This is a genomic window from Cellulomonas sp. B6, from assembly GCF_001462455.1.
Classification (GTDB): Bacteria; Actinomycetota; Actinomycetes; order Actinomycetales; family Cellulomonadaceae; genus Cellulomonas.
On record NZ_LNTD01000086.1, the window covers coordinates 14,367 to 28,611 of the forward strand.

A 14,245-nucleotide genomic window follows, 5' to 3' on the forward strand; every position below is an offset into this window, starting at 1 on the left:
GTCGACAAAGCCGCGGCGCGGCCGGTCGCGTCGTGATCGCGGCGCGAACGGGTGCGGACGGGGCAGAACGGATAGTGTCACCGCATGGCTCTCCTGCCCCGCCTGCGCCAGCTCATGCGGCGACCCTCCTCGGCCTCCCGGGTCGGGGCGCGCCGTCCGACGACGGCCTCGCGCCGGGGGGACACCCTCCACGAGGACGCGCTGCGCTCGATGTTGAGCGACGACCCCAACAACGAACGGGCCTTCCAGGCCCTCGCGGAGATCGTCCGCCGCCGCGCCGCCGAGTCCGTCCCGGAGGAAGACCCGCTGACCGCGCCCAACGTCGAGCACGAGCGGCAGCACGCCGCCGAGCTCGCGGTGTGGGCGCTGGGCGAGGAGCTCGCGGGCAACCCGCGCGCCTGGTACCCGCTCGTCGAGCTCGCGCGCCTGTCGGTCCGTGACGACCACGAGGGCACGATCCGCCGGCTGACGACCGCCGCGGAGCGTGACCCCTCGGGCGCCGCGCTCGCGCAGTCCCTGGCGCTCCTCTCCGAGGCGGGGCAGCCCGTCGAGGCGCTCAACCTGGGCGTGGGCCACTGGCGTCCGCGCGAGCACGACCCCGAGGTCGCGCGCCAGCTCGTGCGGGCCGCGATCCAGGCGGACCGTCCGCTCGAGGCCAAGCAGCACCTCGCGTCGCTCGACCTGTACCCGGACGCCGCGGCGGTGGCCGCGCTCAAGGACGAGCTGACCCGCGACGTCGCGCACGCCGAGCAGTCGATCACCGGCACCTGACGAGCACCGCGCCCGGCGCGGGCGCGGTACGAACGACGAGACCCCCGGCCGATCCGGCCGGGGGTCTCGTGCGTTCAGCGGGTCAGCGGCTCAGGAGTCGCCACCGGTGTTGCCGGACGTGCCGGCCGTGACGTCGTGCAGGCGGTAGCGCTCGATCGCCTGCGCCGGGAGCGACGGGTCGACCTTGCCCTCGAGCACGAGCTGCTGCAGCACACGCACGACGGTCGACGGGCCGTCGATCTTGAAGTGACGACGAGCCGCGGCGCGGGTGTCGGAGAACCCGAACCCGTCGGCGCCGAGCGTCGCGTAGCGCCCCGGGACCCACGCGCGGACCTGGTCGGCGACCAGGTGGTCGTAGTCCGTCGTCGCGACGAACGGACCCTCGGCGCCCTGCAGCTTGGCGGTGAGGTACGGCGTGCGGACCTCCTCGCCCGGGTGCAGGAACGCGTGCTGCTCGGCGGCCAGCGCCTCGCGACGCAGCTCGTTCCAGCTCGTCACGGACCAGACCGCGGCGCGCACGCCCCAGTCCTCGGCGAGCAGCTGCTGCGCCTCGAGCGCCCACGGCACGGCCACGCCCGACGCGAGGATCTGGGCGCGCGGCCCGTCGCCCTCGGCACCGGACACCAGGTGGATGCCCTTGAGGATGCCCTCGACGTCGACGCCCTCGGGCTCCGCGGGCTGCACCATCGGCTCGTTGTAGACCGTCAGGTAGTAGATGACGTCCTGGTCGCGGCCGTCGGCGTTCTCGCCGTACATCCGCTCGATGCCGTCGCGCACGATGTGCCGGATCTCGTACCCGTAGGCCGGGTCGTAGTGCACGACGTGCGACATGGTCCCCGCGAGCAGCGGCGAGTGGCCGTCGGCGTGCTGCAGGCCCTCACCCGTCAGCGTCGTGCGGCCGGCGGTCGCGCCGATGAGGAACCCGCGCGCCATCTGGTCGCCCGCGGCCCAGAACTGGTCGCCCGTGCGCTGGAACCCGAACATCGAGTAGTAGAAGTAGAACGGGATGAGCGGCTCGCCGTGCGTGGCGTACGACGTGCCGACGGCCTGGAACGCGGACGCCGACCCGGCCTCGTTGATGCCGGTGTGCATGATCTGCCCGGCCTCGGACTCCTTGTAGCTCAGCATGAGCTCGCGGTCCACGGCCATGTAGTTCTGGCCGTTGGTGTTGAAGATCTTCGCGCTCGGGAAGATCGCGTCCAGGCCGAACGTGCGGGCCTCGTCGGGGATGATCGGCACCAGGCGGTGGCCGAACTCCTTGTCCTTCACGAGGTCCTTGAACAGGCGCACGAGCGCCATCGTCGAGGCGACCTCCTGCGTGCCCGAGCCCTTGGCGAGCGTCTCGTACACCTTGTCGCCCGGCAGCGTGAGCTTGGTGTGCGTGCTGCGGCGCTCGGGCACGAAACCGCCGAGCTGACGGCGACGGTCGAGCATGTACTGGATCGCCTCGTCCTCCGGCCCCGGGTGGTAGTACGGGGGCAGGTACGGGTTCGCCTCGAGCTGCTCGTCCGTGATCGGGATGTGCAGCGAGTCGCGCAGCGTCTTGAGCTCGTCGATCTTGAGCTTCTTCATCTGGTGCGTCGCGTTGCGTCCGGCGAAGCCCGAGCCCAGGCCGTAGCCCTTGATGGTGTGCGCGAGGATGACGGTCGGCTGGCCCGTGTGCTCCCGCGCCGCCTTGTAGGCCGCGTAGAGCTTGCGGTAGTCGTGGCCGCCGCGCTTGAGCGCCCAGATCTCGTCGTCCGTCATCTTCTCGACGAGCTGCTTGGTGCGCGGGTCGCGCCCGAAGAAGTGCTCGCGGATGAACGCGCCGTCCTCGGCGCGGAACGTCTGGAAGTCGCCGTCGGGCGTCGTGTTCATCAGGTGCACGAGCGCGCGGTCCTTGTCGGCGTTGAGCAGGGTGTCCCACTCGCGGCCCCAGATGACCTTGATGACGTTCCAGCCGGCGCCGCGGAACTGCGCCTCGAGCTCCTGGATGATCTTGCCGTTCCCGCGCACCGGGCCGTCGAGGCGCTGCAGGTTGCAGTTCACGACGAACGTGAGGTTGTCGAGGCCCTGCTGGGCGGCGTGCTGGAGCATGCCGCGCGACTCGGGCTCGTCCATCTCGCCGTCGCCGAGGAACGCCCAGACGTCCTGCTGGCTGGTGTCCTTGATCCCGCGGTTGTGCAGGTAGCGGTTGGTCCACGCCTGGTAGATCGCCGACGACGGGCCCAGGCCCATCGACACCGTGGGGAACTCCCACAGCTCGGGCGCGAGACGCGGGTGCGGGTAGGACGGCAGGCCGCCGCCGGGGTGCGACAGCTCCTGGCGGAACCCGTCGAGCTGGTGCTCGCTCAGGCGACCCTCGAGCAGGCCGCGCGCGTAGACGCCGGGGGAGGCGTGGCCCTGGAAGTAGACCTGGTCGCCGCCGCCCGGGTGGTCCTTGCCGCGGAAGAAGTGGTTGAGGCCGACCTCGGTGAGCGTCGCGACGGACGCGTAGGACGAGATGTGGCCGCCGACCGAGACGCCGGGCCGCTGCGCGCGCGTCACCATGACGGCCGCGTTCCAGCGGATCCACGAGCGGTAGCGGCGCTCGATGACCTCGTCGCCGGGGAAGTACGGCTCGTTGTGGACCGCGATGGTGTTGACGTACGGGGTGTTCAGCGACGCCGGGATCGCGACGTTGCGCTCGCGGGCGTGCCGCAGCAGGCTCATGAGGACGTAGCGCGCACGCGGGCCGCCCTTGTCCCCGATCAGGCCGTCGAGGGACTCGAGCCACTCACCGGTCTCTTCCGGGTCGATGTCCGGGACCTGGCTGAGCAGGCCACCGATCAGGGGGCCCGTCTCGTCGATGGAAGCCACCGGTGCTCCTTCGCGTCTCGTGCGCGCCCCGGCGCCTGTCGGCGCCTCGGCACGCTCCGTGTCGGCACCCGACGTCCTGCACGTGTCGGCAGGGCCTGGCGGGTGGTCGGACCATTGTCGGTCTGTCGAGGCCCGAAAGTCACACCCGCGCGGCCTGATCAGGGCGTGACGTCGGTGACACGCACGTTCCCTCCCCGCTTGCCAGGGCCCGCAGGCGTGCGGTGGGCTAACGTGTCCCGACATCACCAGGTGGGTCCGCGACCGCGCGGGCCCACGGCAGAAGGGAACAGGTCCACGTGTCACCCACCGCGGACGACGCCGTGTCCCAGGCGGTCGCTCGGCTCGGCTTCACCGCCGGTCAGACGATCCAGGAGATCGGCTACGACGACGACGTCGACGGCGACGTGCGCGCGGCGCTCGAGGCCGTCACCGGCAGCGAGCTCGTCGACGAGGACTACGACGACGTCACGGACGGCGCCGTGATCTGGTTCCGTGACGACGACGGCGACCTCACCGACTACCTCGTCGACGCGATGACGGTCCTCGACGACTCCGGTCCCATCTGGGTGTTCTCGCCGAAGGCCGGGCGCCCGGGCCACGTGTCGCACTCCGACATCGAGGAGGCCGCGACCACGTCCGGCCTGCACGCGATGACGACGTTCGCCATCGGCCCCGACTGGTCGGCCACGCGTCTGGCGACGCGCGGCCGGGGCAAGTGAGCGCGGGGGAGACCCTGCGCGTCGGCGACCCCGTCCCCGACCTGACCCTTCCCGACACGCACGGCACGCCCGTGACGCTGTCGGAGCTGCGCGGCGAGCCCGTGGTGCTCGTGTTCGTGCCCTTCGCGTTCTCGTGCATCTGCACCGACGAGCTGTGCGAGCTGCGCGACAACCTCGCGACGTTCGACGACGCGGGAGTCCGCCTGCTGGCGATCTCCTGCGACCCGATGTTCACGCTGCGTGCGTGGGCGGAACGTGAGGGGTACGAGTTCGACCTGCTGTCGGACTTCTGGCCGCACGGCGCCGCGGCGCGTGCGTTCGGCGTGTTCGACGAGTCGACCGGGCACGCGCTGCGCGGCTCGTTCCTCGTCGACGCCGACGGCGTGCTGCGGTGGAGCGTGGTCAACCCGCGCGGCACGGCCCGCCCGCTGGCGGCGTACCGCGAGGCGCTCGCGACGCTCTGACGGGCTCGCTCCGCCGCCACGGCAGACGCACCACGTGTCGGTCAGCGCCGCGGGGGCTGAGTCGTTCAGCCGAGCTCGTGCTGCACGACGGTGACCGGGGCATCGGAGCCGACCGCCGTGATGATCTTGCCTCGTAGATGCTGCGCCACGGGACCATGTCCGGCGTGGACGACGACGCGGTGCCCGCCCTCGAGCAGCGCCTTGACGCAGGCGACGGTGTCGTAGTTGTCGCTCAGCGAAGCGAACCGATCGCCGTGGACATGCACCACTGCGCACGACGTCTCCCGGACGAACTCCAAGAGCGCTTCGCGGCTTGAGCTCGACAGGTCGATGGCACACGGGTGGTCGGCAACTCCGAGCGCGGGCGCGGTCAGGATGAACCTACTGGTCGCGCCGTCGAGCCGATCGACCACGTGCACGCGGCCCTCGGTGACCTCCTCAAGGTCACGAACGGCGTCGAAGCCGCCGCGCCCGGACGTTTCGCCGAGCAGTCGGTCGAGGCCGTATCTCGAACTGGACGCGTACCGGAGCTCAATCGAGCGCTCGTAGGACGCGAGCGTCATCCGCCGCACTCCTTCATGCTGGCGAGCGTTTCTCGCCAGCTCGTAGACGAGCGCCGCGCTCCACTGGCGGTCGGCGTCGCGCATGACCTCGCCCGATGCGACGTCGTCGAAGAAGTCTTGGATTGCCTGCTTGACTGCCGAGTCGTCGCCGCCCTCGTGCCACGCGAGGGTCAGTTGGTGAGTGATGAACCTGGCATCGGAGACGGTCGCGAGCTCCTGCCTTCGGGCGGCTCGGTGCTCTGCGCGGCGCTTCCACTCACGCAGGAGGTCCACGGTGTGCTGCGACCTGTTGGCATCGACCAGCCGCGCGTGCACCAGGCAGAGCCAGATCCCGTTCTCGGCGGACCTTCGAGCGTCGCGCGTCAGCGTGGAGTCCCATCTTGGGCCTCCCCGCGCAGCGGCCGTGATGTGGGCTGCGTCGCCGGTGTGGGTGAAGCCCTGCTGCAGGTCGTCGGACGGTCCCACTGTTTCGCGTTCGCAACCCGGCTTCGAGCAGCGATACCCGACGCGTGCCGCGAGCTCCCGCTTCGTTGCTGGCCCGAACTCGTCACGTTCGTTGGAAGCGGAGGCTGGCATGGTCTGCTCTCGTTCGTCGCGCACGCCTGAGACGTGGGCCCGGCCGGTCTCGAACCGACGACCTCCGCGGTGTAAGCGCGGCGCTCTGACCAACTGAGCTACAGGCCCCTGCGGTCGGTCAGCCTACCGGCGAGCGGACGGCGCCGACGCACGCGTCGCCGGGCGCCGCGCCCGCCCCGCGCCGTAGGCTTCCGGTGTGCGAGCGACAGTGATCCACGGCCCCCGCGACGTGCGCGTCGAGCAGGTGCCGGACCCCGAGATCCAGCGACCCACCGATGCCGTCGTGCGCGTCGTCGCGACGTGCGTGTGCGGCTCCGACCTGTGGGGGTACCGCGGCGTGCGGCCGACCGACGGTCCGCACCGGATCGGGCACGAGTTCGTGGGCGTGGTCGAGGAGGTCGGGTCCGACGTGCGTCGCGTGCGCGTCGGCGACTTCGTCGTGGCGCCGTTCTCGATCTGCGACAACACGTGCGTGCACTGCCGCAACGGCGTCCACACGTCGTGCGAGCAGGTCGCGTGGTGGGGCTCGCCCGACCACGACGGCGTGCCGTCCGACGGTGCGCAGGGCGAGTACGTGCGCGTGCCGCTGGCCGACGGCACGCTCGTCGTCACGCCCGAGCACCCGGACGACGCGCTGCTGCCGCACGTCCTCACGCTCACCGACGTGCTCGGCACCGGGCACCACGCGGCGTTGTCGGCGGGCGTGCGTGCCGGGTCGACCGTCGCGGTCGTCGGCGACGGCGCGGTGGGGCTGTGCGGCGTCATCGCGGCGCGCCGGCTCGGTGCCGAGCGGATCGTCGCGATGTCGCGCAACCCGGCCCGGCAGGCGCTCGCGCGCCGGTTCGGCGCGACCGACGTCGTCGCCGAGCGTGGCGACGAGGGCGCGGCCGCCGTGCTCGACCTGCTCGGCGGCGTCGGGCCTGACGGCGTGCTCGAGTGCGTCGGCACGAAGGAGTCGATGGCGCAGGCGCTCGCGACCGTGCGGCCCGGTGGCCGCGTCGGGTTCGTCGGCGTCCCCGCGGGTGGTCCTGAGCTGCCGGTCGGGCTGATGTTCGGCACGAACAAGGGCGTGGTCGGCGGCGTCGCGCCCGTGCGCGGCTACATCGAGGGGCTGCTGCCCGACGTGTGGGCCGGGACCATCGAGCCGGGCCTGGTGTTCGACGGGACGTTCGCGCTCGACGACGTCGCGGACGCGTACCGCGCGATGGACGAGCGCACGTGCACCAAGGCGCTCGTGCTGCCGTGACGGCGACGCTCGCGGACGTCGTCCGCGCCCTGGAGACCCGGTACCCGCCGCGCACCGCCGAGCAGTGGGACCGCGTCGGCCTCGCGGTCGGCGACCCCGCCGCGCCCGTGCGGCGCGTGCTGTTCGCCGTCGACCCCGTCGCCGCGGTCGTCGACGAGGCGGAGGAGTGGGACGCCGACCTGCTCGTCACCCACCACCCGCTGCTGCTGCGGCCCGTGCACTCGGTCGCCGCCACCACCTACAAAGGTGCGCTCGTGCACCGGCTGGTCCGCGCCGGCTGCGGCCTGTACACGGCGCACACCAACGCGGACTCCGCGCACGGCGGGGTCGCCGAGGCGCTCGCCGACGTCCTCGGGCTCGTCGGCACCGTGCCGCTCGTGGCCGCCGACGCCCCCGCGCTCGACAAGCACGTGGTGACGGCGCCGGTCGACGTCGCCGACGCGGTCGTCGACGCGATGGCCGCCGCCGGCGCCGGACGGGTGGGTGCGTACGAGCGGTGCGCGTGGACCACCACCGGGCAGGGCACGTTCACGCCGCTCGAGGGGGCCACGCCCGCGATCGGCGAGGTCGGGCGCCGTGAGACGCTGCCCGAGGTGCGCGTCGAGATGGTCGCCGCACGCGGCCTACGGGCTCGTGTGGTCGCCGCGATGCGCGCGGCGCACCCGTACGAGGAGCCCGCGTTCGACGTCCTCGAGTTCGCGGCGCTGCCCGGCGACACCGGCCTCGGGCGGGTCGGGACGCTGCCTGAGCCCGTGCCGCTCGCACAGTTCGCCGCCGACGTCGCCGCGGCCGTGCCCGCGACCGCGCAGGGCGTGCGCTGGGCGGGCGACCCGGACATGCCCGTGCGGCGCGTCGCCGTGCTCGGAGGGTCGGGGGACTCGCTGTTCGACGCCGTGCGCGCCGCCGACGTCGACGCGTACGTCACGGCGGACCTGCGTCACCACCCCGCGTCCGAGCAGCAGGAACGCGCCGCGTTCGAGTCCGCGGGCGGTCCGCCCCGGCCCGCGCTGGTCGACCTCGCGCACGCGGCGTCCGAGTGGGTGTGGCTGCCGCGCGCCGCGGCGAGCCTGCGCGCCGACCTGGCGGCCCAGGGCACTACGGTGGAGACCCGCGTCAGCACGCGCCGCACCGACCCGTGGACGGGACACGTGCGGCAGACGTCCCAGCCGGAAGGATCTCCGTGAGCACCGCCCCCGCAGCCGACCAGCGACGACTCCTCGACGTCCAGGAGCTCGACACCCGACTCGCGCAGCTCGCGCACCAGCGGCGGTCGCTCCCGGCGCTCGCCCGCATCGTCGAGCTCGACGCCCAGCTCGCGGACCTCGACACCGCACTCGTCACGTCGCGCACGGCCGCCTCCGACCTGCGCGCCGAGCTCGCGAAGGCCGAGGCCGACGTCGCCCAGGTGCGCAACCGCGCCACGCGCGACCAGCAGCGCCTCGACGCGGGCCAGGTGTCGGCGAAGGACGCGCAGGCGCTCACGAGCGAGCTCGCGAGCCTCGCGAACCGGCAGTCGCACCTGGAGGACGTCGAGCTCGAGGTCATGGAGCGGCTCGAGGCCCACGAGACGGCGCTCGCCGAGCTCGAGCAGGCGCACGCCGCGCTCGTGTCCGCGCGCGACGAGGTCGTCGCCGAGCGGGACTCCGGCTGGGCGCAGGTCGACGCCGAGGCCGACCGCGTGCGTGCGCAGCGCGACCGCACCGCCGACGGGCTCGACGCCGGGCTCGTGGCCCTCTACGAGCGGCTGCGCGGCCAGCTCGGCGGCAGCGGGGCCGCGGCCCTTCGCGGCAGCCGCTGCGAGGGCTGCCGCCTCGAGCTCAACCCGCTCGACCTCGAGGCGATCCGCGCACGCCCGGCCGACGCGATCGTGCGCTGCGAGGAGTGCGGCCGGATCCTCGTGCGGGGCGCCGACGGCTGACACCCGTCGACGGCGGTCCGGCGTCGCGCGCGAGGACCGCTCCGGGCGGCTCCCGCCCGTCCCGTGACCGGCACGTGCCGGGGCACGGTTGGACGCCCGGGCGCCCACGGCCGAGACTGCGGGGGTGACCCCGACGCACCCGTCCGACGCCTCGCCCGACCCGACCGCCGACCCGCTCGCGAGCGAGACGTCCGACCCGACCGGGTCGGGGGCGTCCGCCGCGCCGCGGCGCCGGGCGTCCCGGCCGTCCGGTGCGTCGCCGCGCTTCGACGACGACCAGCCGACCACGGTCGTGCTGGTCCGCCACGGGCAGACGGCGATGACCGTGTCCCGCGGCTACTCGGGCTCGTCCGAGCCGGGCCCGTCGCTCGACGAGCACGGCCGCGGGCAGGCGCGCGCCGCGGCCGCCCTCGTGGAGCGCGTGGGGCGCGACCTGTGGGGCGACATCCCGTACCCGAGCGAGGTCGTCGCGTCGCCCATGGTGCGCACGCAGGAGACCGCCGGGGTGATCGCGGCGCGGCTCGGCCTCGCGGTGCGTACCGACGCGGCGTTCCAGGAGGCCGACTTCGGCGCGTGGCAGGGCCTCACGGCCGAGCAGATCGAGGAGCGGTGGCCCGGCGAGCTCGAGCCGTGGCACACGTCGGGCCGTGTGCGGCCGCCCGGCGGCGAGTCGATCGCCGACGTGGGCGAGCGGCTGCGGCGCGGGCTCGACGCGCTGCGCGCCGGCGGCCCTGACCGCACGGTCGTGGTCGTGTCGCACGCGGTCGCGATCCGCGCGGCGCTGGGCGTCACGCTCGGGTCCGACCCCGGCACCTGGAGCCAGCTGCGCGTGGCACCCGCGTCCGTCAGCATCGTGCGGCTGTTCACCGACCGGCGCGACGAGATCGCGGTCGCGGGGGCGCCGAGCGAGGGCTGGGCGCGCGGCTGAGGAAGTCGTGTGCGGCGTTGCGGCCACCTGGCGGCCAGAACGCCGCACACCGGGGCCGGCGTGCACCGGGACGGTCGTGCCCCGGGGCGGTCGTGCACCGGAACCGCGCAGACCCATGACGCCGCGCACCGGGAACGGCGTGCCGCGGCGCGGGCCGTGCGGCCGTCAGAGCACGACGAGGCTGAGCGTGCGCACCCCGCGTCGCGGCGCGGGCCCGAGCTCGACCGCGTGCAGCGCGTCGCCCACGAGCGCGCTCGCAGCGTGCGCGAGCTCGTCGGCGTCCCGCGGCGCGCGGCCGCGTCGGGTCACGAGGTGACGTGTCAGCACGCCGCGCGTGTGCTTGGCGTGGTGCGACACGACGGACCGGCGACCGTCGACCTCACGCAGCACGCGCACGTCGACCCAGCGGGCGCCCGCCGGCGGCGTCCACGCGGCCCGGTACGCCGCCGAGCGGCAGTCCACGACGAGGTCGCCGTCGGCGTCCGCGTCGAGCGCGTCCCCCAGCGGGCCGCGCCACGCGGCGGCGAGCGGACCGACGCCAGGCAGGTCCGTGCCCATCGACAGCCGGTAGGCGGGCACGGCGTCGTCGACCGTGAGCACGCCCCACAGGGCCGACACGACGCGCACGCTCGCGACCGCCCGGGCCCTGGCCGTCGGGGTCAGCGTGTCCAGACCGGCAGCGCCGTAGAGCACACCCGTGTACACGCGCGACGCGCGCGCGGCAGGAGCGGTGCGCAGCGTCGTGTTGCGGGCGACCTCGGCGGCGAGCCCGGGGGAGACGCCCAGCACGTCGCACGCGTCGGGCCGGGCACTGATCGCGGCGAGCGCGTCGAGCACGTGCTCGCGCACGGGCGTCAGGCCGGCGTGCGTGAGCGCCGGCAGGTCGACCGGGGCGGCGTCGGCGGGCGCGGGCGTCTTGCCCTCGGACGGCGGGAGCAGGACGAGCACCGCACGAGGGTACGGTGTGCGCGCCGGGAGTCCGACGACGCGGGGGTGTGACGTGGCGCAGGTCAAGATCCACGGGCGGCGCTCGGTGTGGGCCGCGCGGCGCTCCGAGGTGTCCGACGCCGTGCACTCCGCGCTCACCGGCGCGTGGGGGCTGCCCGCCGACAAGCGGTTCCACCGCTTCTACCTGCTCGACGACGACGACCTCGTCGCGCCGCGCTCGGACGCGTACCTCGTGGTCGAGGTGGTCTGCTTCACCGGTCGCAGCCCGGCGGCCGTGCGCGCGCTGATCGCGGCGTTCTTCGACGACGTCGCCCCCGCGCTCGGGCTCGACGCCGACGACCTCGAGGTCGTGGTCCTCGAGAGCCTGCCCACGCACTGGGGCATCCGCGGGCGCAGCGGCGACGAGCTCACGCTGCCGTACCGCGTCGACGTCTGACGCGGGTAGGCTGACCGGCGCGGATGAGTCAGCCAGGCGGCCGCGTCGGGACCCTCGGGTCCCGCCGAGGAACGTCCGGGCTCCGCAGGGCAGGGTGGTGGGTAACGCCCACCCGGGGTGACCCGCGGGACAGTGCCACAGAGAACAGACCGCCACGTCGGCCTCGGTCGGCGGGGTAAGGGTGAAACGGTGGTGCAAGAGACCACCAGCGCACCGGGTGACCGGTGCGGCTCGGCAAACCCCACCCGGAGCAAGGCCAGACAGGGAGCGTTCGAGGGTTGCCCGCCCGAGCTCCCGGGTAGGCCGCTGGAGGCGTGCGGCAACGTACGTCGTAGATGGATGGTCGCCACCCCCGCCCGGGCAACCGGACGGGGGGACAGAACCCGGCGTACCGGCTGACTCATCCGCCCTTCGGGGTCGTGACCTGCGGAAACACGGCGTCACGAGCCCGTCTCCGTGTCGCCGGGGGCTCGTGGGGGCCGGGCATCGTTGCAGCGTGTTGCGACGTGTTGAGGCGCGCAGCCCCCACACAGCCCCCAGGTTCAGGCGCTCACGGGCGGACCGTCGGCGAGCCGGATCACGCCGTCGGACGCGTCGCGCATCCGCTCGTCGTCGTCGATCCACAGGTGCGCGTAGGTCCGCATCGTCTCGGTCGGGTCCTTGTGCCCGAGCCGGTGCGCGACGGCCACCGGGGACGCGCCGCCGGCGATGAGCAGCGACGCGTGGAAGTGCCGGAGCTCGTGCCAGCCGTTGCCGTCGGGCGCGCCGGCGGCGCCCGCGGACGCGCGCCAGATCCGCCACGCCGTCTTGTACAGGATCGGCCCGCCGCGCGTCGTCGTGAACACGAACCCGTCGCGCCGCTCGCCGAGTGCACCCCGGGTGGCCTTCCCGATCGCGACCAGCCGGTCGCTCGACGCCGTCTTCACCGGCCCGAGCACGGTACGCGCGGCCGCGACGGTCTCGCGGGTCAGCTGCCTGTCGACACGCAGCACCGCACCGCCTTGCGTGTCAACCACGCGGTCCCACGTCAGCCCCCGCAGCTCGCCCGACCGCAGCCCGGACGCGGCGGCGAGCACGACCAGCGGCCGGTACCGCTCGTCGGCCGCGTCGGTGAGCACCTGCACGAGCGTCGTCGAGTACGGCTCGACGCGCGGCCGTTCGTCGCGCGGGAGGCTGATCCGCGTGCACGGCGACGTCACCAGGCGCCGCTCCTGCACCGCCAGCGCGCACACCCCGGCCAGGTACACGTAGGCGACCCGCACCGTCCCGGGAGCGAGCGTCGCCGACCACGTCGTCACCGCGTCCTGCACCACCGAGCGCGTCAGCAGCGTGAGCGGCACGACCCCGAGCGTCGGCAGGATCGTCCGGTCCATGCGCAGGCGCACGCCCTCGAGCGACGTCGGACGCTGGTGCACCTGCTCCCGGAACCACCCCTCCGCCACGTCGCGCAGTGGCACGGCGCTCGCGGTGGGGGAGACGTAGGTGCCGGTGCGCTGCTGCACGCCGACGTCCTGCAGGTGCGCCTCGGCGGCGTCCTTCGTGTCAAATTTCCGCCTGCGCTGCCCGTTCGGCTCCTGCCACACGGCGCGCCACCGCGCGCCGACGCCGTACCGCGGCCCGCGCACGCGTCCGCGGCCGTTCGGGTTGGGGACCGTCCGGCGGTCCTCGACGTGCGCCATCGATTCCTCGGGGTCTCGGCCGCGCGGGGCAGGTCAGGAGGGTCGAGCGAGCTCGTCGTGCAGCGCGACGAGCGCGGCGCGCTCGGCGGCGGTCAGGGTGTCGATGCGGGCCTGGAGCGTGTCGAAGTCGACCCACAGCTCGTCGGCGACCTCCTTGAGGTGCTCGGCCCACCGGAAAGCGTCGAGCAGCGCGTCGCGGTCGATCAGCCGCCGCGCCGCGGCCGCGCACGCCTCAGCCTCCTCCGCGCGCGAGCACGACGCACCGTGCCCGAGTTCGATGTGCGCGAGCTCGTGCGCCAGCGTGCACCGACGTTTCACCCGCAGCTGGTCCGGGTGCATCACGATGACGCGCTCGCCGGCGGTCGCCCCCAGCAGCCCAGGCGTCCGCCGCCACACGACCAGCACGTGTGACAGCGTTCGCAGCCGTCTCCATGGGTGGTCTGGACTCATGCTCGGGACCGTAGGCACCACCGCTCACACCGGTCACGCGAGCTGAGTAGTTCTCCCCGTGGGGGTCCGTCGCACTGCTCAGATCTCGTAACTACGCCCGTGCTCGGCGCAGTCGCGCGGATCCCGCAGGGGCCGGCGACAGGAATGGTGGGAACGGCGCTCGTGCATCAGCGAGCACCTCTTCCTGCTGGATGAGTACCGGCTGGACCCCGATGACGGCCTTGGGGGCCTCACAGTTCGAGTTGGCCCAAGGGTCGCACATCGACGAGCCGATAAGCGGGACGCTGAGCACTGCCGGCGGAACTGCGTCTGACGACTCGCTCGAGCGTGGCTACGACCTGCTGGTCGAGCAGCGCCCTGACGGTTGGAACAAGAAACTCGTCGACCGAGCCGCTGATGTCGCGCTCGCCGACCGTCAGGAAGAACTCGCGCCGGCGAAACCGCATGCCGTCCAGTTGCCCAGTCAAGTGCTGCGTCGTAACGTCTTCGCGCACATCGGCGAGCAGTTCCGTGATCGCTGCGGCCTGCTCTGTCGCGACCGTAGCCGTCGTGTCCTCGTTGGTGCCGCGGAGGCTCACGACAATGCCTTCGAGCTTCTTGGCGACCAGCGCAATCTCGTTCATCGCTCGTGCTGTGGGTGGGCGCGAGGAGAGGACGCGGCTCGCCAGCGTCGGATCGTGGCCGCTCGCAGGGAGGAGGTTCGCGAGTC

Annotated in this window: 14 protein-coding genes, 1 tRNA gene and 1 other RNA gene; 9 read left to right on the forward strand and 7 right to left on the reverse strand. The window is 73.5% G+C overall.

All coding sequences use genetic code 11. The features are described 5' to 3' along the window. Positions 1–84: 84 nt before the first annotated feature. Entirely contained in the window at positions 85–771 is a 687-nt protein-coding gene (locus ATM99_RS07825) for a hypothetical protein (protein WP_062102351.1), read from the forward strand. 90 nt (positions 772–861) lie between these two features. Here the strand turns inward: ATM99_RS07825 and aceE are convergent, their stop codons facing one another. Next, a complete protein-coding gene (gene aceE / locus ATM99_RS07830) occupies positions 862–3,609 on the reverse strand; it encodes a pyruvate dehydrogenase (acetyl-transferring), homodimeric type (RefSeq protein ID WP_062102352.1) in 2,748 nt (915 codons plus the stop codon). 296 nt (positions 3,610–3,905) lie between these two features. Here aceE and ATM99_RS07835 point away from each other — a divergent pair, with 296 nt between their 5' ends. Beyond that, positions 3,906–4,328 carry a DUF3052 domain-containing protein gene (locus ATM99_RS07835; RefSeq protein ID WP_062102353.1) on the forward strand — a complete coding sequence of 141 codons (423 nt, stop codon included), beginning with the start codon at positions 3,906–3,908 and terminating at the stop codon, positions 4,326–4,328. Next, a complete protein-coding gene (locus ATM99_RS07840; RefSeq protein ID WP_062102354.1) occupies positions 4,325–4,792 on the forward strand; it encodes a peroxiredoxin in 468 nt (155 codons plus the stop codon). Before ATM99_RS07835 ends, ATM99_RS07840 begins: the two co-directional genes overlap by 4 nt. 65 nt (positions 4,793–4,857) lie before the next feature. Here ATM99_RS07840 and ATM99_RS07845 read toward each other — a convergent pair whose 3' ends face one another. Beyond that, positions 4,858–5,955, reverse strand: coding sequence for a hypothetical protein (locus ATM99_RS07845; protein ID WP_150118202.1), 1,098 nt, complete (start codon positions 5,953–5,955; stop codon positions 4,858–4,860). Between the two features lie 10 nt (positions 5,956–5,965). Then, positions 5,966–6,039: transfer RNA gene (locus tag ATM99_RS07850), tRNA-Val, on the reverse strand. A gap of 88 nt (positions 6,040–6,127) precedes the next feature. Between ATM99_RS07850 and ATM99_RS07855 the strand changes: the two genes are divergently transcribed. From ATM99_RS07855 to ATM99_RS07870, 4 genes are all read left to right on the forward strand, one after another. Then, the gene (locus tag ATM99_RS07855) at positions 6,128–7,177 is read left to right on the forward strand and encodes a zinc-dependent alcohol dehydrogenase family protein (protein ID WP_062102356.1); all 1,050 of its coding nucleotides are present in this window, start codon (positions 6,128–6,130) and stop codon (positions 7,175–7,177) included. Next, positions 7,174–8,361, forward strand: a complete 1,188-nt coding sequence (locus ATM99_RS07860) for a Nif3-like dinuclear metal center hexameric protein (protein WP_062102357.1) — start codon at positions 7,174–7,176, stop codon at positions 8,359–8,361. Before ATM99_RS07855 ends, ATM99_RS07860 begins: the two co-directional genes overlap by 4 nt. Continuing rightward, entirely contained in the window at positions 8,358–9,095 is a 738-nt protein-coding gene (locus ATM99_RS07865; protein ID WP_062102358.1) for a zinc ribbon domain-containing protein, read from the forward strand. The genes ATM99_RS07860 and ATM99_RS07865 overlap by 4 nt, the downstream gene beginning before the upstream one ends. Positions 9,096–9,219: 124 nt before the next feature. Beyond that, positions 9,220–10,023, forward strand: a complete 804-nt coding sequence (locus ATM99_RS07870) for a histidine phosphatase family protein (protein ID WP_062102359.1) — start codon at positions 9,220–9,222, stop codon at positions 10,021–10,023. Positions 10,024–10,188: 165 nt separating this feature from the next. On the opposite strand, the gene ATM99_RS07875 is transcribed toward ATM99_RS07870, so the two are convergent. Continuing rightward, positions 10,189–10,971, reverse strand: coding sequence for a YaaA family protein (locus ATM99_RS07875; RefSeq protein ID WP_062102360.1), 783 nt, complete (start codon positions 10,969–10,971; stop codon positions 10,189–10,191). 52 nt (positions 10,972–11,023) lie between these two features. Between ATM99_RS07875 and ATM99_RS07880 the strand changes: the two genes are divergently transcribed. Further along, entirely contained in the window at positions 11,024–11,407 is a 384-nt protein-coding gene (locus ATM99_RS07880) for a tautomerase family protein (RefSeq protein ID WP_062102361.1), read from the forward strand. 24 nt (positions 11,408–11,431) lie between these two features. Then, positions 11,432–11,814: RNase P RNA component class A (rnpB, locus tag ATM99_RS07885), an RNA gene on the forward strand. Between the two features lie 135 nt (positions 11,815–11,949). Here the strand turns inward: rnpB and ATM99_RS07890 are convergent. The 3 genes from ATM99_RS07890 to ATM99_RS07900 all read right to left on the reverse strand — a co-directional run bounded on the left by ATM99_RS07890 (position 11,950) and on the right by ATM99_RS07900 (position 14,159). Further along, positions 11,950–13,086: a site-specific integrase gene (locus ATM99_RS07890; RefSeq protein WP_062102362.1), complete on the reverse strand. Its 1,137-nt coding sequence runs from the start codon at positions 13,084–13,086 to the stop codon at positions 11,950–11,952. A 33-nt stretch (positions 13,087–13,119) separates the two neighbouring features. Then, on the reverse strand, positions 13,120–13,491 hold the full coding sequence (locus tag ATM99_RS07895; RefSeq protein ID WP_062102363.1) for an ImmA/IrrE family metallo-endopeptidase: 372 nt from the start codon (positions 13,489–13,491) through the stop codon (positions 13,120–13,122). Positions 13,492–13,766: 275 nt separating this feature from the next. Further along, on the reverse strand, positions 13,767–14,159 hold the full coding sequence (locus ATM99_RS07900; RefSeq protein ID WP_062102364.1) for a hypothetical protein: 393 nt from the start codon (positions 14,157–14,159) through the stop codon (positions 13,767–13,769). Positions 14,160–14,245: the final 86 nt, after the last annotated feature.